The 23,037-nt window shown below is 57.6% G+C and carries 21 protein-coding genes and 1 pseudogene; 14 read left to right on the forward strand and 8 right to left on the reverse strand.

The genetic code is table 11. The features are described from left to right. Positions 1 to 20 precede the first annotated feature (20 nt). Positions 21 to 800: a DUF4197 domain-containing protein gene (locus KDW95_RS04310; protein WP_255855044.1), complete on the reverse strand. Its 780-nt coding sequence runs from the start codon at positions 798 to 800 to the stop codon at positions 21 to 23. A gap of 352 nt (positions 801 to 1,152) precedes the next feature. Here KDW95_RS04310 and KDW95_RS04315 point away from each other — a divergent pair, with 352 nt between their 5' ends. The 3 genes from KDW95_RS04315 to KDW95_RS04325 all read left to right on the forward strand — a co-directional run bounded on the left by KDW95_RS04315 (position 1,153) and on the right by KDW95_RS04325 (position 4,056). Then, entirely contained in the window at positions 1,153 to 1,278 is a 126-nt protein-coding gene (locus KDW95_RS04315) for a hypothetical protein (RefSeq protein WP_255855045.1), read from the forward strand. A gap of 202 nt (positions 1,279 to 1,480) precedes the next feature. After that, positions 1,481 to 2,899 carry an MFS transporter gene (locus KDW95_RS04320; protein WP_255855046.1) on the forward strand — a complete coding sequence of 473 codons (1,419 nt, stop codon included), beginning with the start codon at positions 1,481 to 1,483 and terminating at the stop codon, positions 2,897 to 2,899. A gap of 617 nt (positions 2,900 to 3,516) precedes the next feature. Next, positions 3,517 to 4,056: an alpha/beta fold hydrolase gene (locus tag KDW95_RS04325; protein WP_255855047.1), complete on the forward strand. Its 540-nt coding sequence runs from the start codon at positions 3,517 to 3,519 to the stop codon at positions 4,054 to 4,056. A gap of 94 nt (positions 4,057 to 4,150) precedes the next feature. Here KDW95_RS04325 and KDW95_RS04330 read toward each other — a convergent pair whose 3' ends face one another. Further along, positions 4,151 to 4,372 (reverse strand): hypothetical protein, encoded by a 222-nt coding sequence (locus KDW95_RS04330; RefSeq protein WP_255855048.1) that lies wholly within the window; start codon positions 4,370 to 4,372, stop codon positions 4,151 to 4,153. Between the two features lie 197 nt (positions 4,373 to 4,569). On the opposite strand from KDW95_RS04330, the gene KDW95_RS04335 reads away from it, so the two are divergent. The 6 genes and pseudogenes from KDW95_RS04335 (at position 4,570) to KDW95_RS04360 (ending at position 12,118) form a co-directional block, all read left to right on the forward strand. After that, positions 4,570 to 5,691, forward strand: a complete 1,122-nt coding sequence (locus KDW95_RS04335; protein WP_255855049.1) for a helix-turn-helix transcriptional regulator — start codon at positions 4,570 to 4,572, stop codon at positions 5,689 to 5,691. A 223-nt stretch (positions 5,692 to 5,914) separates the two neighbouring features. After that, on the forward strand, positions 5,915 to 6,217 hold the full coding sequence (locus KDW95_RS04340; protein WP_255855050.1) for a type II toxin-antitoxin system HigB family toxin: 303 nt from the start codon (positions 5,915 to 5,917) through the stop codon (positions 6,215 to 6,217). Positions 6,218 to 6,235: 18 nt separating this feature from the next. Then, positions 6,236 to 6,607: a helix-turn-helix domain-containing protein gene (locus KDW95_RS04345; protein ID WP_020681303.1), complete on the forward strand. Its 372-nt coding sequence runs from the start codon at positions 6,236 to 6,238 to the stop codon at positions 6,605 to 6,607. A gap of 41 nt (positions 6,608 to 6,648) precedes the next feature. Next, positions 6,649 to 9,018 carry a TOTE conflict system archaeo-eukaryotic primase domain-containing protein gene (locus tag KDW95_RS04350; protein WP_255855051.1) on the forward strand — a complete coding sequence of 790 codons (2,370 nt, stop codon included), beginning with the start codon at positions 6,649 to 6,651 and terminating at the stop codon, positions 9,016 to 9,018. A 1,915-nt stretch (positions 9,019 to 10,933) separates the two neighbouring features. Then, positions 10,934 to 11,812, forward strand: a pseudogene (rimK, locus tag KDW95_RS04355) (30S ribosomal protein S6--L-glutamate ligase); the annotation flags it as partial. Between the two features lie 60 nt (positions 11,813 to 11,872). Next, positions 11,873 to 12,118 carry a cation:proton antiporter regulatory subunit gene (locus KDW95_RS04360; RefSeq protein ID WP_255856469.1) on the forward strand — a complete coding sequence of 82 codons (246 nt, stop codon included), beginning with the start codon at positions 11,873 to 11,875 and terminating at the stop codon, positions 12,116 to 12,118. Positions 12,119 to 12,236: 118 nt separating this feature from the next. On the opposite strand, the gene KDW95_RS04365 is transcribed toward KDW95_RS04360, so the two are convergent. Next, positions 12,237 to 13,526 (reverse strand): tyrosine-type recombinase/integrase, encoded by a 1,290-nt coding sequence (locus KDW95_RS04365; RefSeq protein WP_255855052.1) that lies wholly within the window; start codon positions 13,524 to 13,526, stop codon positions 12,237 to 12,239. A gap of 397 nt (positions 13,527 to 13,923) precedes the next feature. Between KDW95_RS04365 and KDW95_RS04370 the strand changes: the two genes are divergently transcribed. From KDW95_RS04370 to KDW95_RS04380, 3 genes are all read left to right on the forward strand, one after another. Then, positions 13,924 to 15,096, forward strand: a complete 1,173-nt coding sequence (locus tag KDW95_RS04370; RefSeq protein ID WP_255855053.1) for an MFS transporter — start codon at positions 13,924 to 13,926, stop codon at positions 15,094 to 15,096. A gap of 95 nt (positions 15,097 to 15,191) precedes the next feature. Next, entirely contained in the window at positions 15,192 to 15,380 is a 189-nt protein-coding gene (locus KDW95_RS04375) for a hypothetical protein (RefSeq protein WP_255855054.1), read from the forward strand. Between the two features lie 46 nt (positions 15,381 to 15,426). Further along, entirely contained in the window at positions 15,427 to 15,654 is a 228-nt protein-coding gene (locus KDW95_RS04380) for a hypothetical protein (RefSeq protein ID WP_255855055.1), read from the forward strand. 18 nt (positions 15,655 to 15,672) lie between these two features. Here KDW95_RS04380 and KDW95_RS04385 read toward each other — a convergent pair whose 3' ends face one another. After that, positions 15,673 to 16,104 (reverse strand): VOC family protein, encoded by a 432-nt coding sequence (locus tag KDW95_RS04385; protein WP_255855056.1) that lies wholly within the window; start codon positions 16,102 to 16,104, stop codon positions 15,673 to 15,675. A 330-nt stretch (positions 16,105 to 16,434) separates the two neighbouring features. Here KDW95_RS04385 and KDW95_RS04390 point away from each other — a divergent pair, with 330 nt between their 5' ends. Further along, positions 16,435 to 17,154: a DUF3047 domain-containing protein gene (locus KDW95_RS04390; RefSeq protein WP_255855057.1), complete on the forward strand. Its 720-nt coding sequence runs from the start codon at positions 16,435 to 16,437 to the stop codon at positions 17,152 to 17,154. 111 nt (positions 17,155 to 17,265) lie between these two features. Here the strand turns inward: KDW95_RS04390 and KDW95_RS04395 are convergent, their stop codons facing one another. The 4 genes from KDW95_RS04395 to edd are packed head-to-tail and all read right to left on the reverse strand — an operon-like array spanning position 17,266 to position 21,813. After that, on the reverse strand, positions 17,266 to 18,144 hold the full coding sequence (locus KDW95_RS04395; RefSeq protein ID WP_255855058.1) for an aldo/keto reductase: 879 nt from the start codon (positions 18,142 to 18,144) through the stop codon (positions 17,266 to 17,268). Between the two features lie 3 nt (positions 18,145 to 18,147). Continuing rightward, positions 18,148 to 19,017 (reverse strand): D-hexose-6-phosphate mutarotase, encoded by an 870-nt coding sequence (locus tag KDW95_RS04400; RefSeq protein WP_255855059.1) that lies wholly within the window; start codon positions 19,015 to 19,017, stop codon positions 18,148 to 18,150. Between the two features lie 7 nt (positions 19,018 to 19,024). Beyond that, the gene (gene glk / locus KDW95_RS04405; protein ID WP_255855060.1) at positions 19,025 to 19,987 is read right to left on the reverse strand and encodes a glucokinase; all 963 of its coding nucleotides are present in this window, start codon (positions 19,985 to 19,987) and stop codon (positions 19,025 to 19,027) included. After that, the gene (gene edd / locus KDW95_RS04410; RefSeq protein WP_255855061.1) at positions 19,984 to 21,813 is read right to left on the reverse strand and encodes a phosphogluconate dehydratase; all 1,830 of its coding nucleotides are present in this window, start codon (positions 21,811 to 21,813) and stop codon (positions 19,984 to 19,986) included. The genes glk and edd overlap by 4 nt, the downstream gene beginning before the upstream one ends. A 216-nt stretch (positions 21,814 to 22,029) precedes the next feature. On the opposite strand from edd, the gene gap reads away from it, so the two are divergent. Further along, complete coding sequence (gene gap / locus KDW95_RS04415) at positions 22,030 to 23,034, forward strand: type I glyceraldehyde-3-phosphate dehydrogenase (RefSeq protein ID WP_255855062.1); 1,005 nt, start codon at positions 22,030 to 22,032, stop codon at positions 23,032 to 23,034. The last annotated feature ends 3 nt before the right edge of the window (positions 23,035 to 23,037 follow it).

The raw sequence follows: 23,037 nt of genomic DNA on the forward strand, positions 1-23,037 counted from the left end.
ACCAGGCGGGCGCCTAACCGCTACATTGCGCTGGAAAAGACCTTTTTCAGCAGATCCGTACTGCGGGCCACCGGGTTCTCCCGAATGCGTTTTTCCTCGGCCGCAATCATGGCAAACAAGCCATCGGTAGCCTGTTCGGTGACATAGGTATCCAGATCAAGGGCATCCAGCCCTGGCACAGTCCCCAGCATGCCGGCATTGGCGGACATGTTTTTATAGGCACTGGTGACACCCACCTTGTCGGTAGCCTCAGCCACGATGGGGCGCATTAGCGTATTGAGCTTGTCGCCGTTTTTGGCCCGCAGGTACGCTGTCGCGGCATCATCCGGCCCCTGCAGTATGCCGCGGGCATCCTCAACCGACATCTCTCGAATGGTATCGACAAACAGGTCGCTGGCCAGTGGCACAGCCTGTTCGGCGGCACGGTTCATCGACGTGATAAAGTTGTCGGCCAGAGCACCCTGGCCGGTCACGCGCAGGCCTTTTTCGACAAGCTGCAGCTGTGATGGCAGGGGAATCCGCACCGCCGGGTTATCCAGAAAGCCGCCTTCGGTTCCAAGCGATTCAACCGCGCTTCTGGATCCCTGGATAAGGGCCTCCTTGAGGCCGCCGGTAATATCGCTGCTGGACAGGCCCGAAATGGCGGCATCGGTCGGAGATGTACTATTCGTATCCTGGCCCTGCGTGATGGTTTCCTGCGCCTTGTTCAGCACATCTTTCCAGTCCGCCTGCGTACTCATGGACGCACCAAACAGACTTGCCACAAGGATGGGGGTCGATAAAAAGCGTAAATGTGTCATCTGTTCTCCGGGATGCCGCCCACAAGGGCTGTATATAGCAATTAATGCAGAAGTATAGAGGATAGGACCGGCCTTATGTCCTTGTGCCTCGACTCCCTCGATTTTCTGAATCCGGAGCCTTGCATCTATACCTTGCTAGTACCTCTGCCGAACCTTATGCACCGATGCACAATCATTGTGTGCAAGCCTCGGTGCGCGCAATATTCCGGTGACGTTCTGCAACATCAGCGTTACACTCAACGCGCTCAGGCACAGCCACGCCAAACAACCGGTGATACAGTGCGGGAGACGATCAGTGACAGACACCAGGGACCACTCGGCTGTCCCAGCCCGGCATGACCAGGCAAAGCCTGTGAGCGAAAGCAGCCTTGCCCGCAACGGTTTGCACTATGCGGTCAGCAGTCAGCGCGACAAGCCCTGCAGCCGTGTGCGCTATATCGAAGGCACAACGACCGCCAGGGGCTGTCGCTTCTTGTAGCACATCACGGGCTGCGTGGCATGCGGCGGGCAGACCCAGGCTCATGGCTGCCCGACAGGCCCGTATATCGGCGATGCAATACCACAACAAGCCGATGACCCTGGTAGCGTGCACGCTCAACAAAATTTTAGGCAAACAATCCCCAAGGGCGATCATTGAATCGGCTCGGATGCCTTTTTCATTGTCCATAGGGAGCGGACCCATGACGCCGGAGCAACAACAAGGCTTTTACGACAATAATCCGCAGGCACGCTGGCTGGTGCTGGTCAGTGTTTGCCTGGTGCTGTTTCTGGCCGCGCTGACCCTGTCTGCGGTCAATATTGCCGTCCCGGCCATCGCCCGGGACCTGCAGGCCGATGCTGTCGCCGTGAGCTGGATACCCACCGCGCTGCTCTGGGGCACCACTGTATTGCTGCTGCCGGCCGGTCGTGTGGCCGATATCCTGGGCCGAAAAAAGGTCTACCTGATCGGGGTATCCGGTTTCAGCCTCGCGTCGGTCCTGGTGCTGGCCGCAGCAACGATCGAGATTCTGCTGCTGATAAGGGTGCTGCAGGGGCTGGCCAGCGCCCTGGTTTTCGCCACCGGCATGGCGATTATCAGTGCCGTGTTCGCCAATGCCAATCGAGGTGCGGCTCTTGGGATCACCTCGTCGGCGGTCTACCTGGGGCTCACCTGCGGCCCGCTGGCCGGGGGCTGGCTGACCGAATGGCTGGGGTGGCGCAGCGTTTTCTGGGCGCCGGTACCCTTCATGCTGCTGGCCTGGCTGCTGGCAGTGCGATACATCCGCGGTGACTGGAAAAGCACTACCAAGGCTCGGCTGGACTGGAAGGGCAGCCTGATCTTCGCGGCCTGGCTTAGCGCGGTCTTTATCGGCATGTCCGGGCTGCCCGACCCCGCCCATTTTGGCTGGATCGGGCTGGGTGCAGTACTGCTGGTCTGGTTCGTGAAACAGCAGGAAAAGGCCGCGCATCCCCTGGTGCGGCTAAGTGTGCTGCGTGAAAACCGGGTCTTCTTCCGCTCTATCACCGCCAGTTTTTTGATGTATGGCGCCAACTTTCCCATTATCTTTTTGCTGAGCCTGTATTTGCAGTATATCCACCAGATGTCACCCAGCGTTGCAGGTCAACTGATCCTGATTCAAACCGGGGTCATGGTCGTACTGGCGCCGATTGCCGGCAGGCTGTCGGACCGCTACGAGCCACGTATCATCGCCACCCTCGGGTGCCTCTGTTACAGCCTCGGGTTTGGCGTGCTCTTTTGGCTTGATACGGACACCCCGGTGGCATTGATTATTACAGCACTGACACTGCTGGGCATCGGCTTCGGTCTGTTCTCAACACCCAACAACAATGCCGCCATCGGCGCAGTGCCGGCGGATCGTCTGAGCATTGCCACAGCATTGCTGAACCTGTCCCGAACCCTGGGCAACATGGCAGGCATGGCGGTGGTGATGATGCTGTTTTCGTGGCTGCTGGGTAACGCGGAAATTACGCCCGAGCAGTATCCCGCCCTGATCTGGGTCACTCGCCTGGCCGTGGGCCTTTCATGCCTCTATGCCCTGGTAGCCGGCTACTATTCACTGACGCGGGGCAGGGTGCATGTGCGCACCCGAGTCGAGTAGCCACGCATTCGTTCGAAACAGACCGTCACGCGAGGTAGCTAAGAACTGCCTGGCGCTCAGGCTGGAGTTGTAATGGCACGGATAGCTGACAAGAAAACTCCGGACCTCGGCCACATGCACCCAGACCGGCAGTGCTGGTGGTTTCTGCACGCCGTGCGCCTTGCCTCTAAGTCCGCTCGTTTTTCGAGGTGCCCGCCTGTTTTATGACTCACTTTGAGAGGTTCTCTCGGTATTTTTGCGGTGAAAGGTCTGGGAACTGCAGAAGCTGATTCGAAAAGCGTCTGACTGATTGTGCCTGCCACGGCAGCGGGGATTGGCGTAGGGTTTTAGCATCAATGCAAGGAACAGACGCTGCGCCTGCCGGATGTGGAGTGGTTCGTGCTGACCATGGGCAATTCCGGCTTCTCTCTGTTGTTCCTTCGCCTGTGGGAGATTGGCTAGGAAGTTATAGGGCCACGCTCGCCACTCAGTGAAAGCGTCAAAAAATCCTGTTCCCGCTACCTGTACACGGACCTGACAGAGCCCAGTGCCAGGTCGCTGATTTAGATGATGCGACCGAAAGCCGAGAAAACCACGGGCGTGCCATCTGCATCTCATTATCAATACGAGGCTGGTTATTGGATTTCAAGTGGTATCGCGGCAACAAGCTCATTCTCTACAGCACCTTTACGTACCTGGTTGATGCGTTCGCGGACCCGGAGAGTGCGTTTGTTGGCCACCAGTGCCAGCCTTGGTACAACGAGTCGTTGACGGCGGTGAAAGCCTGGTGGGCAGGGGAGTTGCAGACTGATGAAGAAGTGACCGAGGCTTGTTCGAAAGCCATTAAGTTCTACTTCAAGGCAATCGATGATAAAGCTGAACAGTATTTTCAGCGCATCCATCACCTGACACTACGGCTCGCACCGCTGGCGACGTTTTGGCAGACAGAAGCCACTGACCTGAGTTACCTGCCAGAGCTTAAAAACATCTCGGTGCCGACGCAGGTTTTGGTGGGGCGGCACGACTTTGTCGCACCAATCAGCATGTCCGCAGACATTGCTCAGCGGATCCCGGGCGCGAAACTCTCGATTTTCGAAGCATCCGGTCACTTCGCCCATGTTGAGGAGCCCAAACGTTTCCACCGGGTGATCAAGCAGTTTGTGTTTGATAATGGTTAGGGGCTGGGATGATCAAAATATTACCCCTAGTGACTGCAAGCGGCATGAGCCGGGTATTGGCACAGGTGGAACCCGTGCCAACACCGGCAATGTATTAATACACGCGCTGTGCGGTGTAGTGTCTGTTTCGCTGCTGGCGCTGCTGCCGTTTTTCAAGTTCGTCTTGGCGGCGGCTCAGCCGCAACTGTGCGATGAGCGTACCTGTGATAATTAGCAGCATTCCACTGAATTCGAATCTTTGATCGAACATCATCAGAAGAGAGACGCCGGCGATGATCAGGAGGGTCGGTTTTATCTCGTACAGGTTATTTAACATTTTCAGCCTCCTTACTGTGGCTAGTCAGGAGATGCGCGGGCAAAACGCTGTCGCTGGAGTGCCAGGCCACCGCACACCTCCTGTTTTTAACCTTAACAAGGCGGCAAGCGGGGAGCTCCCCCCGTTTGGGGGGAAGAAGGGCTTTTTAGGGCTTTTTCCTATAGAGAGCAAAATAATATCTTTCCTGGCATGCAGCGATGTTAAGTGACAAGCAACTGTTGGATCTTGCTGAAGAAATTTACGATGTAGCGCTCGACCCCTCACACTGGGTGGAGGCTCTTACTTCAATATCTGTGACGTTCAGCAGTAATATCGCGGCTGTCGTTACCCAGGAAAATGACTCGGGTCTTTGTACCTGGGCTCGTTCGTTAGGCTTGGGTGAAGGAGATCAAATCAGCTATGCAACATACTACGGCACGATCAGTCCCACCTTTTTACAGCTTCATAACGGTGGGTTTGGAGATATTTTAACGGACGAGATGCATCTTAACCGGCGTACCTACGTTAACAGTGAGATTTATCAGGATTACTACAAGCCGTTGAGCATTGAGCGACAGACAACAGTCGTCATGGAGCGCACTGCCAAAGACCAAACCTACCTCTGCCTACGACGCCCCGAGAGCAACAGCTACACAGACGTCGAAATTCAAGATATCTGTCGGGTGGCTGCCCACGTGTATCGCGCCATCAAACTCCAACGCCGCACCCACTTCGAAGAACAACTCAAGGTTGCTCTAAACGCTGCCCTGGACCATGTAAAGTCAGGCTTGGTACTGCTGGATACTGGCGGTGCAATGATCAAGGCGAACCTGGAAGCCGAGCGGATCATCGCCGGTCATGACGGCGTCTATGTGCGAGGAAGTCGGCTTTACATTGAGCGTAATGGTTGTCTTGTCGATGTGAGTACATTGGTTGAGGTGAATGGGGTCGTGGGTGCGCTATCCCCGGAGCCTGATGACTGCGTGATTGCTATTCGAAGGCCGCTGATGCGGCCGTATATCGTCTTTGTATATCCGCTGGGTCGGAGTAACGGCGATGGGAACGAGCGGGGCGGCACAGCCGTGTTTATCACCGATACCGATCGACGCCATTACCTCGATGCCCAGACCATCCAGGAGTTGTTTGGTTTGACTCCCGCCGAGGCCCGGCTGACGGCCGCACTGGCGGAGGGCAAATCGTTGCAGGAGTACAGTGACGAAGCCAGTATCGCCAGCTCCACAGCGCGCTCGACGCTCAAGAGCGTGTTCAAGAAGACGCAGACCTCGCGGCAGGCGGAGCTGGTCAGGCTAGTGCTGTCTTGCAGCGTCTCGGCGAAGTAGGGGGCCGTGATGCTGAGTGACAAGCAGTTGTTGGATCTTGCAGAAGCCATTTACGGCGTGGCGTTTGGGCAGGAAGTAGGGTTGTCAATTTAATAGCTGGGGTGCCGACGCCGATAGCGCGTGTCGGCTGATGCTGGAGACAATCAAACCCTGCTCTGCGTGGGAACGACACCGACTCAATTCGAACCTTGCCATGGTCCCATTTTGGGACTAAAATTCGCCTATGAGAATCATTGCCCTGTCGACATTGAAGTCCTTCTGGGAAGACAACCCTGTGTACGGCGATGCCACGGAGTCGATACTGGCCTGGTACAGGCACACACTGAAAGCTGACTGGAGCTCGCCTGCCGAGGTTAAGCAGGACTTCCGAAATGCCAGCATACTCAAGGATGGCAGGGTGGTGTTCAACATAGCCGGGAACAAGTACCGGTTGGTGGTCTGGATCAACTATGCCTATCGCGTGGTCTACATCCGCTTTGTCGGCACCCGTGCCCAGTATGATCAGATCGACGTCGAGACGATATAACGCCAGAGGTAACGGAAGATGGACATCAAACCGATCCGCACTGATGCCGACTACCGTGCGGCACTGAAAGAAATCGAAATGCTCATGATGGCGGAGCCAGGCACGCCCGAAGGCGAAAAGCTCGACGTCCTGGTCACGCTGGTCGAGGCTTACGAAAGTAAGCATTACCCCCTAAATCTTCCCGACCCTGTGGAAGCCATCAAGTTCGAGATGGAACAGAAAGGCCTCACAGCGAAAGATCTGGAGCCGATGATAGGCAAGCGCAACCGTGTGTATGAGGTCCTCAATCACAAGCGTTCACTGACACTGAAAATGATCTGGAAACTCCATCAGGAGCTCGGCATTCCAGCCGAGTCATTGATCAAGCCGCCTCGCCAGACCCATGCATAAAATAAAGAGGCGATCCGTCGCTCCGGTCGCCAGCTTTCTCCATGCCTGCATTCGATAGTCCTACGGCCGCACAGGAAGAACTGACAGCCATAGACAAGCGGCTGGCCGAACTCGAAGCCGAGAAGCAACGGTTGGTCCAGCGAAAGCAGGCGCTACTGCGTGCACCTCCAGCCCATGCGCAGCTGATACTCAGCCCAGAGCAAAAGATAAAGTTGTTCCGCGATCTCTTCAGGGGGCGCAGCGACGTGTTTGCCGTACGCTGGCAAAACGCCCAAGGGCGTCACGGTTATTCCGTCGCCTGTCACAACGAATGGCTGCCCGGCATTTGTAAGAAGCCGAAAGTCAAATGCGGTCACTGCGGCCATAAGCACTTCAAAACGCCCGATGAGCAGGTGATATACGAACACTTGGCCGGAAATCAGGTGGTTGGGCTCTATCCGTTATTACCGGGGAACCGATGTCACTTACTGGCTGCGGACTTTGACAAGACGGGATGGCAGGATGCCGTTAAGGCCATGGCGAAAGTGTGCCACCAGGCATCGATACCTCACGCAGTCGAAATATCGCGGTCCGGTAACGGGGCTCATCTCTGGATTTTTTTCTCTGAACTGGTGCTGGCCCAGGATGCGCGCCGTCTGGGCTTCGCACTTCTCGACAAGGCGATGGAGATTCATCCCGGGCTCTCCTTCGACTCCTACGATCGGCTATTTCCCAACCAGGATCATATGCCTGAAGGTGGTTTTGGCAATTTGATAGCCTTACCGCTTCAGCATCAGGCGCGACGGCAAGGCAGCAGCCTGTTCGTCGACGCCAATCTTCATGTGTACCCGGATCAGTGGCGCTTCCTGTCACAACTTGGCCGGCTGTCAGCTAACGATCTGTCCAGGTTGCTACGAGAACTTGAGCCTGAACGGCCAGCGACAATTGACGAGCGTCTGCCCTGGGAACAAGGGCTACGCATCGACCATGGGCGTATTGCTGACTGCCCCGCGACTGTCACACTGACATTGGCCAATCACATCTATATCAAACAGGACGCTATCCCGGATCCCCTGATTGCAAGGCTGAAGCGGCTGGCCAGCTTTTCGAATCCGGTGTTCTTCAAAACCCAGGCACTTCGCTTTTCGACCCATGGCATACCGCGTTTTATCACCTGTGCTCGAATCGAGCAGGGGTACCTGTTACTCCCGCGAGGATGCCTGGATGATGTGAGAGATCTGCTGAAGGAGCAGCAAATACAGATCGAAATCGAGGATCACCGGCATAGCGGTCAGCGACTTAACGAAATGGCATTTCTGGGAGATTTGCGGCCGGGTCAGAGTCAAGCGATCGATGCAATGGCCGAGCATGATACCGGTATCCTGCATGCCCCCACGGCCTTCGGCAAAACGGTGACGGCGATCGGACTCATCGCCAAGCGTCGCGTAAACACCCTGATCCTGACCCATAGTCGTCAGCTACTGGACCAATGGAATGAGCGCATCCAGTCGTTCACTACCGGTGTAAATGTCGGAATCATCGGTGGTGGTAAGAAGCAGCCGACCCAAGAAATCGACATCGCGACCTACCAGAGCCTGATCGACAAGAAGGACAATACCGTCTCCGAATACGTTCAGAGGTATGGTCAGGTCATAATCGACGAGTGCCACCATATCTCCGCACCACGATATGAAATGCTGCTCAACGAAGTCAGGGCTAAATACATAGTAGGTCTCACCGCGACACCGGATAGGCAGGATGGCCATCAGAAAATTATGTTCATGGTTGCTGGCCCCATTCGCCACAAGGTCAAAGCGGAGCAGGGTGCAAAATTCCAGCAAACTGTGTTTGTTAACCAGCGCTATGATCAGCCTCCGGCCGAGCTGAGGCTGTCTGATGAGCGCCCGCATATCGCATCGGTCTATCGGTGGTTGGCGACAAACGGAGAACGTAATGCAGCTATAGCTGAAGATGTCGTCAACGCAGTAAAGCGAGGGTGCCATCCGCTGTTGCTGACCGAGCGGCGTGAGCATGCCGAAGCGTTGGCGCTGCTCCTGGCGTCTCGAGAGCTCAGGGTTCTGGTGTTGAGGGGCGCAATGCGCGCCTCAGAACGCAAGAGTGCAAACGAGCAGTTGGCCTCGGTCCAAGTGGTCGTCGCCACTGGCAAGTACGTCGGTGAAGGCTTTGACCTACCTCGACTCGATACGCTCTTTCTCGCGCTACCAATTGCCTGGAAAGGTTCACTGGTGCAGTATGCAGGCCGTCTCCATCGGGAAGTGGAGGGTAAAGAGACTGTCACGATATATGACTACTTGGACTCCTCGTTACCGATGTTGCAGCGCATGTTCCAGAAGCGGGAGAAAGGCTACGCCGCGATGGGGTATGACATTGATCAAGATGACGCCAAAAGTACACTTGAGTTGGAGCTGTAAATCGCAATAGCCATCAGGCCAATCTAAATGTTTATGGACCAACGTGGCAGCATTGCAGGTAGCAGGTGATCGCTGAAAAGCGTCTGATAGCTGGATAGCTACGTTAGGAAGCAGGTTCCAAACCAGTTTCTATGCGGATCCGGTGGATGCCGTGTACAAGGCGCTGGGCGTGGATTGAAACTGGCTACCGAGATGCAGTGGCAACAGGAACTCTGTTGACGCGCAACATAAGTTGAGCCTCTGTGTATCTCAACCAAGCCATGCTGCTTTTAGCGATTTATTTGCATAGATCGGGCGTGCGCTGTATCGCATTGAGCGGGACTTGGTCCGCGAAACCGAATTTTTGCGACTCTCCGCACGAGTGTTCGGCTGCCTTGCCAATGTGCGTGACAGCCACACAGGGTATGGAGTGATTCAAACGGCGATCTCAGCCTCAACTTGAACCGCCGATGCACTGCAAATGCAGGAGTTCGCAGAATTCAGGTTAAAACTGGAAAACGTGTTTCGGACGGTCATGTCGTCATCTGGCTGAAGGGCACGCGGTACCTGGGCTGGAGGGCTTTTCGGGAGATTCCAGTTTTGGCTGAACAAGTTCCGTTTGAAACTGGAATCGACAAAAAACAGCAGCTACCGAAAGCCCGATAACTATTCTATTTAACATAATATACATTATATGCATACGTATATAGCTGTAGTAATGAAGCTAAAGACGCGGTTAGTGCTTACTGCTTTTTAATGGATTACCTTGGATTACCTCACCAAGACAGTTACCCATGCGGCAGCCAGTACGTACGGCATTGTGGTGGCTGATGATATCCATGACTCTTGATTGGAACGCCCGTGCTTTTAGCAATGCTCAGCTCTGGCCGCGACACCTGCTCGCGCGCAGAGTCGCCAAGATTTCATTTTCGCGTACGCAACTCCGTCTAGCGCGACGTAGCGCACAGATGGCTGCCGACCAATCGGTGGCTACTGCCGGTGGCTGTCTATCGATGCACTCAGCCATAAATTGAGATCTCGGGTTTCGATAGGCATCCTGGCAAGTGCATCCAGCGCACGGAATTTCCGCGCCATGCCCGTGATGAGCGACCCGATAGCAATGCCCGACCAGCACTCAGCATCGGGAAACCAGGCCTGCTGAACTGCGCGTTTCACTGAGACGCTATGGAGATTAATCAGAACCTGACTTACAAGATTTGCTCTCTGCACGGTTTTCAGATCAATACGGCATTTCGGCCACGCACGGTGCAATCCCTTGCTATGCGGGACCCCTAACACCAAAAGGCCAGCCTGTAGTTGCCCTAAATCACATCTATTGGCATCGATTCGATGCAATTCCAGGCACCGAGCAGCTCCCAGGCAGCTGCGCAACACCATTCCGGCTTAACTGGTGTTAGCGGTTCTGGCGCTGCAGGCCCCTGGGACGCTGTACCGCTGGGCTGTTTTACCTGGAGATGGTTGTATCGAGTAACATTTACCTAGTGGGGCTGGAGTCTAACCCTGGGCGAGCCTGGCATGCATCAGCAAGCAGAAAACAGTCCTTTCGAGACCCATAAATCAAAATTAATTCAATAATAACAGATACTTATTGCATGTTGCCGATAACGTGATTTATCGGCATTGATGCATGTGCATCAGGCGCTATCAAAACTGCGCGGCGGCTTATGGCGGGCAAAATAATACATGATACGTATCAAAACACGCTTCACCCTGCCCTTGCAGCCACGAGGCGCTCCATCAGAGTGCCCGGCAGCCGTTCTCAGTCACCCTTACACCTTCAGCGCCCAGCTTGCCCATCACTAATAATTGGTTTCGCCCTCACCGCCTGAGATCAGGCTCGGCGTGTGAACGCACAAGGCGAAGCCTGGCTCTGCTATGCTTAAGCTCCCTACCAGGCTAATTATTAGGCCATATTATGAAGCTCGCGATTCTCTCCTGCGGACCCAATTCCTACAGTACTCGCAGACTGAAAGAAGCCGCCGAGTCCCGCGGGCATAAAGTTAAGGTGCTTGACACGCTAAAGTTTGCCATTGATCTCGATCGCGGCTCCCCCGACCTCTATTATCGACAGAAACAGCTGAGCGATTACGATGCGGTACTGCCCCGCATTGGCGCCTCCATTACCTACTACGGCACAGCGGTTGTTCGCCAGTTTCAGGAGATGGATGTTTATTGTGCCAATACGGCGCACGGCATTCTCAATTCCCGGGACAAGCTCAGGAGCTTGCAGATTTTAAGCCGCCATCATCTGGGTATCCCCAAGACCAACTTCGTGCGCGATAAAAAGGATGTCCTCCCCGCCATAGAACGTGTGGGTAATGCGCCGGTAATCATCAAATTAATTGAAGGCACTCAGGGCATTGGCGTCCTACTGGCCGAATCAACCAAGTCTGCCGAGGCAATTATTGAGCTGCTTCAAAGCCAGAAGCAGAATGTACTGGTACAAAAATTTGTCGCCGAAAGCAAAGGCAAAGATATTCGTGCCCTGGTTGTCGGTGACCGCGTGGTTGCCGCGATGCGTCGCGTGGCGCAAGGACAGGAGTTTCGCAGCAATGTGCACCGCGGTGGCGTGGCTGAAGCTGTCGAGCTAAGCGAAGAGTACAAAAACACCGCCGTTAAGGCCGCACAAATACTAGGGCTGCAAGTGGCCGGTGTTGATATGCTCGAAGGCAAGGACGGCCCCCAGATTATGGAGGTAAACTCCTCCCCCGGCCTGGAAGGCATCGAACACTGCACTCAGCTGGATATCGCCGGCGCTATCATCGATTACATCGCGGCTCAGGTAGATTTCCCCGAAATCGATGTGCGACAACGCTTGACGGTAAGTCGGGGCTACGGTGTCGCCGAAATATATGTGCCACCGGAGTCTAAATTCATAGGAAAAACCATTACGGATTCAGGGCTGTTAGAGCAGGATATTAACGTGCTGACGCTGTACAGGGATGCCAAAGCGATCCCGAACCCAAAATATTCCCGCGTGCTCCAGCCAGGAGACAAGTTACTTTGTTTCGGCAAACTGGATTCCATGCGCACGCTGGTGCCGGCAAACACCAGGCGCAAAAGAAAACCGAAGGTCAAGCCATTGGATTCGGGCATCTGATTTCCAGAACTCCTCGTCATTTCATGGATTCATCTTGCTCGCTATCCTCACAACCTTGCTACCGGGAATAGCAGCTTGGCGACCTTGGCGGTGTCAATGCCTATGGCCTGGCTTACAGCTAATCGCCCAGCAAGCGATTGAGTGACTTGTTGGCCGCTGATTCATGCCGCTCTGCCCGGCTGGTATGCAGATACTGTGAGGTAGTCTCAATGCTGTCGTGTCCGGCGTCGGCCTGGACGTGGGACAATGGCCTGCCATTGAGATTGATATCGTGTGAGATACCGGTGTGGCGAATGCTGTGGGGCGTCATCGCGCGCATCTCCCGGGCATCCTGCTCGAAACCATCCTTCTCTGCCCTGCCCGCCGCCAGTTCAATCACATGATTGATTTCCTCGCGCAACTGGCGGATCCCAAGATTCGCATTAAGCAGCCCCACATCACGCCCGCGTCCTGCGGCGCGGTGTCGAATAAACAGCGGCGTATTGTCGGCCGGTGACGGCAAATCATCCAGCCCCAGATAGCGTCGGTACTGCTTGAGTGCATTCAGCAGTTTTTTCGAGACCGCCACCGTGCGCTTCTTGCCTCCCTTGCTGTGCGGTATGAAATAGAGCCAGACCGAGGTTTTACTGTCGCGCCGGAACTGCCCCATTACCGGCGCAAATCCAGGTCGCGCCGCGACCTCGGAGATACGCAGATAGCAGGCATACATCAGGCTGATCAGAAACCGTGTACGCTGGTGCTCCGCAGGGTCTTCCAGTGCAAGCTGCTCCGCCGTTTCCATAACGTAGGACCACTGCAGCTCGGTGAAGGCCTTCATCTCCTCGGCAGCATTCATCACCCCATCAGGGCCCGCCTTGTAACGACCATTCTTGATCAGCATCAGGGCTGGATTGCGTTCGGTATATTCCTCCTGGATCAGGTAGGCAAAGAAGGAGGACAGGATCGCCAGCTTGGTCTTGAGTGCCTTCTCGGTAATGCGATACGGCAGCGCTTCGCCCTGTTCCCGCTTGCCCAGGAATGGCCGCCACAGCGGATTGGGGACGCGCTCGTCCAGTTCCCTGGAAACGACGAACTGCGCCACGTTGCGGTACGCAATCAGTTCGGCGGGCGGATGCATGCAGTACTCGACATAACGGTTCATGTGCTGGCGGCGCATGTCTGCCAGAGACATCTTGGCGACATCGAAACACCACTGCAAAAAGGTGGTCAGCTCACTTCGGTAGGTCTTGTAGTTGTTCTCGCTATGACGCTGCTCCAGTAGCCACTCCAGCGCCAGCTCGTACACGAACCCCGCATCGGGCACGGACTCCAGCATTACCCGCGTCAGATACTGGTTAACGTGCGCATTGGCATCTTCCACATAGGCAACCCCGTCGAACAGCGGCATGGCAGGTGGCATTTCGATCATTAAGACTTCCGCATCGATAAATTAGAAAACAATTAAATCATATAGTTATGCGGATGTTATGAGAACCGTTCTGATCCTTATCGGTGCATGCTCATCCGAAAGGCTAGCGGTGACCTGGCCGCCATTGCCCGCATGCGAACAGCTAATCACAGGAATGAATACACACTAAAGCCGGCCTCGGGCATTCATCTGAATGAAAGCAGACGGCCAGGACGGTAAACTCGCGTCTGTATTGATGCGGCATCGCTTCAGGCGCCCTTGCGCGCTTGCTTATCGACAAGGGACACAGGCGCTACGTTTTCCACCCTGCCTGGATACATCGACAAGGAAAGACACCGGCATGACACAGGGCTCATTGTTCACACATCGCGCTTTCATGCGTTTCTGGATCGGGCAAATGGCCTCTTCCTTTGCATTCCAGATGCTGCTGGTCGGGCTGGGCTGGCAAATCTACAACCTGACCGACAGCGCACTGAGCCTGGGGTTTGTCGGCCTTGCGCGCTATTTGCCGCAACTGGTGCTTACGCTCTATGCCGGGCATGTCGCTGACAACCACAACCGTCTGCACATCATGATCGTCACCCGGTCGCTCATGACCCTGACCATTGCCGTTCTGGCCGTGACCAGCGTGCTGGGCAGCATTTCGCCGGCGATCATTTATGGTTGCTGTATCGCACTTGGCACCGCCAGAGCCTTCGAGATGCCGGCGACCCAGGCCATGGTGCCAAACATCGTCAGCGCCGACCTCCTCGCCCCTGCACTCACCTGGACCGCATCCGGCCGCGAAGCTACGACGATCATCGGCCCGGCCCTGGGTGGCATCATTTATATCTTAGGCGCGGGCGCTCTCTACGGCACGAGCACGGTTTGCTGCCTGATATCGACCCTCATTCTGGCCAAGCTGCACTACCGCCACCAGGCGCGGGAGAAGCGGCCGGTAACCCTCGACTCCCTGCTCGGCGGCCTGCGCTTTACCTGGAAAAACCCGGTGATCTTCGGCTCCATCTCACTGGACATGATGGCGGTACTGCTGGGCAGCGTCACGGCCCTGCTGCCGATCGTCGCCCGCGACATCCTGGAAACCGGTCCCTGGGGGCTGGGACTGCTGCGCAGTGCACCGGCGGTCGGCGCTGTCGCGATGTCGGTCTACCTTGCCTGGCGGCCGGTCGAACACAGCGTCGGCAGAAAAATGTTTGTCGCGGTGGCCGTGTTCGGTGTCATGACCATTATCTTTGGCGTGTCCGAAACCCTGTGGTTGTCGATCCTGGCACTGCTGATCATGGGCGCCGCCGATATGGTCAGTGTCGTCATCCGCTCAACACTGGTGCAACTCGAAACGCCGGACGACATGCGCGGCCGCGTGAGTGCCGTCAACTCGATCTTTATCAGCACGTCCAATCAGCTGGGTGAATTCGAATCCGGTGTCCTGGCCGCCTGGCTCGGCGCGGTGCCGGCAATCATTGTCGGGGGTGTCGGCACCCTGGGTATTGTGGCACTCTGGGCCTGGTGGTTTCCTGACCTGGTGAAACGGGATCGCCTCGACATGCGACCAGGGCCCGAGCGCGACTAGCCACGGGTTACGGAGCAGTCGCAAAACAGCCCGACGGCCCTGTCGCTGGTCTTAATGCGTGGCAACCCTTGAATCATTCCTGGAGGCACCTCAACGTGCGTAAACTCGCTGCCATAGCGCTCTTGCTGGTCAGCGCGACCGGCGCCATCGCCGGCGAAGCCGTCAGCACCGGATTCGGGGATACAACCGCCATTGGCGGTCATGACACCCTGGCCTATCACCAGGCGTCGACACGGCAAAGCCATCAACAGGTTTCGGGAGATGCACGCTTTTCAGTGCAATGAAATGGCGCCAGCTGGCTTTTTGCTTCCCAGTCATCGGCGGACCGGTTTGCCGCCGCCCCCCCAGCGCTACCTGCCGGCCTACCACGGCCACTGCGCCAATGCCCTGAGCCTGGGGGAAGGCCTGATCGCGACCGACGGCCGCGTGTGGGAGTTTTTCGGCGACCAGTTGCACCTGTTTTATGCCGAGCGCGGGCGCCAGCGCTGGCTTAACGGTGACTGGAAAGCCTACAAGGCCGACGCCGATCAGGCCTGGAGCAACCTGAAGACAGGCTAGCTCGCGACAGCGCCGGCTTTAGCCGACCTGCTGCCTGGCCGGTGTCTGCTCCTGCACAAGCTCCTGGGCCATATAGATCAGCTCCCAGATATGACCATCCAGATCCTGAAAACCGTGACCATACATGAAGTCGTGATCCTGGGGTGCATTGTAGGTCCGGCCGCCTGCCGCCAGCGCCCTTGCCACCAGGTCGTCGACCTCGGCGCGACTGTCGCAGGTGAGGCATATCAGCACTTCGGAAAACGCTGAACTGTCACAGATATTTTTGGGGGAAAAGGCTCGAAAGCGCGCTTCACTGAGCAGCATCACACTCATTTGTGAGGACACCACCATGCAGGTGGCCGACGCATCGCTGAACTTGGGATTAAAGGAGAAGCCCAGATGGGTAAAGAAGTCGATGGCCCGATCCAGGTGTTTCACGGGCAGATTGATAAAACTCTGTCTGTTCATGCGGGTCCTGCCTGGCTGCAATATTATTGTTTTTGAACTCAGGTACAGATCAGCCACCCCTGTCGGGTGAGCGCCGGTTTTGCCCACATACAATAGTTGTTATGGCCCCCTCGCACCAGCCCCGGATATAACTTGCAACCCCAAGCCCTGGCCGCATGCAAATAAATGGCGCTACGACAAAGTTTTGGTACAACCCAGTGGCACTACGCCAAGCCTGTCGGGTCGAAGGCTGCAGCCTGGCCGGCAAAGCTCCCCTCTTTGTCGCGCCACGCCATCACAGCAGCCGCCACCGCGGTGGCAAGTCACTGTCTTTAACGGGTATCAGATTACATGGATCATTTTTTATCGACCCGCACTGCTGACGAAGAAGCCATGTCTGGCGCAGCGCCTGGACGCGCCCTGGCTGCCGGCATTGCGCTGCTGTGCAGCCTTCCCCTGCAGGCGGCAGAAACCATCGGGGTGGGTCAGTTTTCAGCCGGCGTACTGGAGCACTGGGAATCCGAAATTTTTTCAGGCACAACCGAGTACCAGCTCGAATCCGACCCCGAACAGGGCGCCGTACTCCGGGCAAACAGCCAGGCCAGCGCATCCGGGCTGTTTCGCAAGATCGAGGTCGACCTCAACTCCACGCCCTGGCTTAACTGGTCCTGGAAGGTCGACAGCCTGATCCAGGGCGCAGATGAGCGCACCCGGTCAGGTGACGACTACCCGGCGCGTATCTATGTGGTTTTCTCCGGTGGTGTGTTTTTCTGGAAAGCCCGGGCGCTGAACTATGTGTGGTCAAGCAGCCAGCCGACGGGCAGCGAATGGCCCAATGCCTACACAGGCAATGCCCGCATGATTGCGGTGGAATCAGGCGAGGCGCAGCTGGGGACGTGGCGTTACGAAGCGCGGGATGTGCGTGCCGATTACCGCCGCCTGTTTGGCGCGGAACCCGGTCCGGTGGCGGCCGTGGCGCTGATGACAGATACCGACAATACCGGCCAGTTTGCCAGCGCAGCCTATGGTGATATCTGGTTTGGCTCGGCGGCCGCTACTGTAGCGCCCTAGCAGACGGCTAAAGAGCCACCCAGCCTGTTATTCCCACATATCCGTATAAAGTCAACGCTTTAGATAAGCATTCAAAGGCTGAACAGCAGATCGGCACGCTTTGCGGGCAGCTCAGGGGAGCCGCTGCCCCCGGGCCATTTCGAGCAGCGCGAACCAGTCGGCACGCTGCATTTCGTAGCGGCAGCCTGCCAGCGCATCATTGATGCGGTGTTCGTTCAGGCTGCCCAGCACCGGTACAGGCATCCCCGGGATGCGCCGCAACCAGGCCATGGCCAGGCCAACAGAACCGCAACCGACCCTGGCGGCCAGTTCCTGCAACAGAACCCCAAGCCCCTCCTCCTCAAGCCTGCCGCCGGCCAGCGGCGACCAGGCGAGCATTTGCAGGCCGTCGTGCTGCAGGGCTTCGCTGACGCCGTTAAACAGCGGCGCGCTCATGCGCAGCGACAGCTCCAGCTGGTTGCAGCTCAGGCGACTGCCCAGCGCCTGCTGCAGCAGGCGCCACTGCGCAGGATTGAAGTTGGATACGCCGATCTGCGCCACCTTGCCACTTTGCATCAGGCGCTCCAGTGCCCGGGCCGTGGGTTCGACATCCATCAGCGGATCAGGCCTGTGCAGCAGGAACATATCCAGCCGCTCGACGCCCAGGCGATTCAGGCTGCCATTGACCGAGGCTTCAAGGTAATCGGGGGAGCTGTCGTAATGGGTGACATTCCAGGGCGAGTTATTGCGCGGCACCCGGATGATATCCGCCTTGCTGATCAGGCGCACGCTGGACTTCAGCGCCGGCGATTGTGCCAGGGCGGCACCGAACAGGGTCTCACAGCGGCCGTCACCGTAGATATCGGCATGATCGAACCAATGCAGCCCCTGCTCGAGGCGCCGCTCAATCCAGCCGGCCAGCAGTGCCGGCTCGTGCAACGATTTCTGCTCGTGCAGACGCATCATCCCCAGCACCAGCGGCGCATCCACCGCCCTGTTCACTTCTGCCATGCTCTACTCCAGGATCGATATAAGGGTTCCCATGCGGTACTGCTGGCCCGGTAGCAGCTGAACCGGGTCGACGAAGGTGTTGGCTGCCTCAACGCAGACAAAGGCCGGCTGTTGCGCCATGCCCACATCCGCGATGGACTCGGCCGCCGCACCGGGGTTCCATACCACGGTTGAGCCGCTGCCGAATTTGCCAATGCCAAGACAGCGCTGCGCGCCAGTATCCTGCACCCGTGTGACCGTGTCATGACGGTAGATGCGGTCCGTGGCCTGGCGAATCAGCAGCGGCCCTTGCTGGCGACAGAGCGCGCCATCCTGCAGCTTGTCGCGGTATTCGCATCCATCCAGTCCATCCAGCACGACCTGGTTCACGTCCGACACTGCCAGGTAGCTGTGCAGCGCCTGGGACAGCAGTATAGGCGCATCGGTCGCGTTCAGGGTCGCGATACTGACTTGCAGGGCCTGATCAATCACCTCGACCGTCACGCTGGGGACCAGACCGGTACCCAGCGTGGCCTCAGGCTGCAGCACGAGGCTCGCGCCCCTGCTATCGCAGGATTTCACCTCGATATCCCAAAGCGCGGTTCGCGCCAGGCCATGAAACGGTCGGGACGGGTCCTGCGGGTGCGCCGCAAACCAGGGCCAGCACAGCGGGATACCGCCACGAATGGGTGCGGGCGCCGGCTGCACACAGTCGCTCAGCCAGAGTAAAGGTTGCCGACCGGCGGGCCGAAAGTGCAGTACCTGCGCGCCCTGGCGCGACAGCACCAGCTCCCCCCAGGGCTGACGCAGCAGAAGCAGCGAAAAGCCATTCAGCGATGCATCCTGGATGCCATCCGGCATTGCCTGCAGCAGCGCCATGAGTTCCTTGTTCATGCTGTCTTTATCCTTTTACCAGCGAATTATCGAGCCCCGCCGCCGCACCCAGCAACCCCGGGTACTCGGCGGTACAGAGCCATACCGGCACCTTGGCCATGTAGCCTGCAAAGCGCCCCTTGGCTTCAAAGCCTTCACGAAAGGCGCTTGACAGCAGAAAGTTCTGAATGCGCGGCAGGATACCACCGCACAGGTAAACCCCGCCACGCCCGCCAACGGTCAGAACAGCATCGCCGGCCTGCTCACCGAGGATGCGACAGAACCGCGCCAGCGCTTCTTCGGCCAGGGCATCCCCCGCCAGCCCGGCAGCGGTGACGTCAGCAGGGTATGCATGGGGTGCCGGCAACGCGCGGTACCGTGCAATCGCCTGGTAAAGATTCACCAGCCCCTGGCCACACAGAATCCGCTCGACCGAGACCCGCCCGAACTGATCGCTCAAGCTGCGCCAGATGGCCACCTCAAGCTCGTCTGTCGGCGCAAAGCTGACATGTCCGCCCTCGGTTGACAGCGGCACCCACTCATCCCCGGCGGGCACCAGTGCCGAAACCCCAAGCCCGGTTCCCGGACCAATGACCAGGCGGGCGCTGCCGGCCAGGCTTTCACCGCCACCGATGGCAACCAGCTCATGGGGCCGCACATGCAGCATGCCCAGCGCCATGGCAGTGAAATCATTCAGCAGCCTGAACTGGTCCAGCCCCAGGGTTAGCTGCATCGCCGAGCGGCTGAATGCCCAGTGATTGTTGGTCATGCGAATCTGCTCATCCTGCACCGGGCAGGCGAACGCCAGGCAGGCCCGCTTGACGCCAGTCACGCCGGCATCGGCGAGATAGGCATCACAGGCGGCATCCAGGTTGTCAAATTCCGCACAGGGCAGCGTGCGTATATGCTCCAGTTCGACGCGGCCCGGCTTCACCAGCGCCAGGCGCGCATTGGTGCCACCGATATCGCCAACCAGCGCATACTCACTCATGCATTATTCTCCTCTTGAAAGAAGATGCTGGCACCCTCTTCTGCGCCATTCACGTTCTGGCGCAGCGGTGCGAACAGCTCACGCCCCATACCCTGGTGATGACCGAGCATTTCGCTGGCCGGCGCCTGATCGCGGGCAGCAAACTCGGCGGCATCCAGCAGCAGCTCCAGGCTGCCACTGCGCGCGTCCAGACGCACCAGGTCGCCCGTGCGTACCCGTGCCAGCGGCCCGCCGTTCGCCGCTTCCGGCCAGACGTGAATGGCCGCAGGCACCTTGCCGGAGGCGCCGGACATGCGACCATCGGTCACCAGTGCCACCTTGAAGCCACGATCCTGCAGGGTACCCAGGTAAGGTGTCAGCTTGTGCAGCTCCGGCATGCCGATCGCCTTGGGGCCCTGGTAGCGCACCACGGCAACAAAATCCTTCTCCAGTTCACCGCGCTTGAAAGCCTCGGCAACCTGATCCTGGTCGTCAAACACCAGTGCTGGCGCTTCAACCAGCTGATGCTCGGCCGCGACTGCAGAAATCTTGATAACACCACGCCCCAGGTTGCCCTTGAGCAGCTTCAGGCCGCCATTGGAGCTGAACGGTTCGGCCGCGCCACGCAGCACGGCAGGGTCAAGCGATTCGGTCGCACCCTGGCGCCACACCAGCTTGCCATCCTCGAGGAAGGGCTCCTGCGTGTAATGGGACATGCCCTCGCCCATCACGGTGACGACATCTTCGTGCAAAAAGCCCGCCGCCAGCAGTTCGCGCACCAGGAAAGAGGTGCCACCGGCCGCCTGGAAATGGTTGATGTCGGCTTCGCCGTTGGGGTAGATGCGGGCAAGCAGCGGCACCACATCGGACAGGTCCGAGAAATCGTCCCAGTTGATGATAATGCCGGCGGCGCGGGCCACGGCAATCATGTGCATGGTGTGGTTGGTCGACCCACCGGTGGCCAGCAGCGCCACCAGACCATTGACAATGGTCTTTTCGTTGACGACTTCGTACAGCGGCGTAAAGCGCCCGTTCTGCTCGGTAATGCGCACGGCCTGGCGAGCTGACTCGCGAGTCAGCGCATCACGCAGATCCGTGCCGGGGTTGACGAAGGACGAACCCGGCAGGTGCAGCCCCATCAGCTCGACAACCAGCTGGTTGGTATTGGCAGTACCGTAAAAGGTACAGGTGCCCGCGCTGTGGTAGGAGCTGGATTCGCAATCGAGCAGCGCATCACGCCCCACCTTGCCTTCGGCGTAGAGCTGGCGAATGCGGGCCTTTTCCTTGTTCGGCAGGCCGCTGGGCATCGGGCCGGCTGGCACCAACAGGGTTGGCAGATGTCCAAAACTCAGTGCGCCCATCAGCAGTCCCGGCACGATCTTGTCGCAGATTCCCAGGTAAAGCGCGGCATCAAACATGTTGTGGGACAGCGACACGGCTGTGGACATGGCGATCACATCACGACTGAACAGGCTAAGCTCCATACCGGGCTGCCCCTGGGTGACGCCATCGCACATGGCCGGAACGCCACCGGCGACCTGGGCGACGGAGCCGAGTTCACGTACCGCGGTACGGATCTTTTCCGGGTAGTTTTCGTAGGGCTGGTGGGCCGACAGCATGTCGTTGTAGGCGGTGACGATGCCGACATTGACCGCGTTGGTCATCTTCAGCGCCTGCTTGTCGCTGGCGCCGCAGGCCGCAAAGCCATGGGCCTGGTTGCCACAGGACAGGGCGCTGCGATGCACACCCTTTTCCTCGGCCGCCTTCATGCGACTGATATAGGCATCACGGCTGTCTTTGCTGCGGGCGATGATCCGTGCGGTGACTTGCTCGACGGTGGAATGCATGGCAACTCCTGAAAGTGGGTTTTCTTATGCTCGAAATTTTACGTATATAAGGCAAACTGAGACACCAGATCTGCAGCTTGCAGCCATATAAAGGCTATGGCTTCGTTAATTTTGGTAAGTTTACCAATTTTTTATTTTAATGTTTGATTTATTTCCACTAAAAGCGTAAGTTTTACAAAATTAAAACGGCATATCGACGCAGCAGAGGGTTGGAACATGACGATACGGGTTGCTATTAATGGTTTTGGTCGCATTGGTCGCAATGTTCTGCGGGCGCTTTACGAAAACAATTACCGAGACCGCATCCAGGTTGTTGCCATCAACGACCTCGGCGATGCCGCGATCAATGCACACCTGTTCCAGTACGACAGCGTGCATGGCCGCTTCAACGGCAGTGTCAGCCACGATGGCGAGTCCATGACCGTCAACAACGACCGCATCAGCATCAGCTCGCTGCGCAACCCGGCCGAACTGCCCTGGGCTTCGCTCGACGTTGATGTTGTTTACGAGTGCACCGGCCTGTTCACCAGCCGCGAAAAAGCCGCGGCTCACCTGAGCGCCGGCGCACGCAAGGTCATCATTTCCGCCCCCGGCACCGGCGTCGATGCCACCGTGGTCTACGGTGTTAACGATAGCACCCTGCGCCAGAGTGACGAGATTATTTCCAACGCGTCCTGCACCACCAACTGCCTGGCACCCGTGGCCCAGGTACTGCAGCGCGAAATTGGCATCGAAAGCGGCCTGATGACCACCATTCACGCCTACACCAACGACCAGAATCTGTCGGATGTGTACCACACCGACCTGTACCGTGCCCGCTCTGCGACCCAGTCGATGATTCCGACCAAAACCGGCGCCGCTGCTGCGGTTGGCCTGGTGCTGCCAGAGCTGGCCGGCAAGTTCGATGGCATGGCGGTGCGTGTTCCCACCATCAACGTCTCCCTGGTGGACCTGGCATTCATTGCCGAGCGCAACACCAGCGTGGAAGAAGTTAATGCCCTGCTCCAGGCAGCAGCAGAAAAGTCGCCGGTTCTGGGTTTTAACAGCCTGCCGCTGGTCTCTGTGGATTTCAATCATTGCCCTCTGTCGTCGACGTTTGACGCTACCCAGACCAAAGTCTCCGGCCGCCTCGTCAAGGTCATGGCCTGGTACGACAACGAGTGGGGCTTTTCCAACCGCATGCTAGACAACACTCTGGCCCTGGTTAACGCCCCGGCCTAAGGA

The organism is Marinobacterium rhizophilum (genome assembly GCF_024397915.1).
Lineage (GTDB): Bacteria > Pseudomonadota > Gammaproteobacteria > Pseudomonadales > Balneatricaceae > Marinobacterium_A > Marinobacterium_A rhizophilum_A.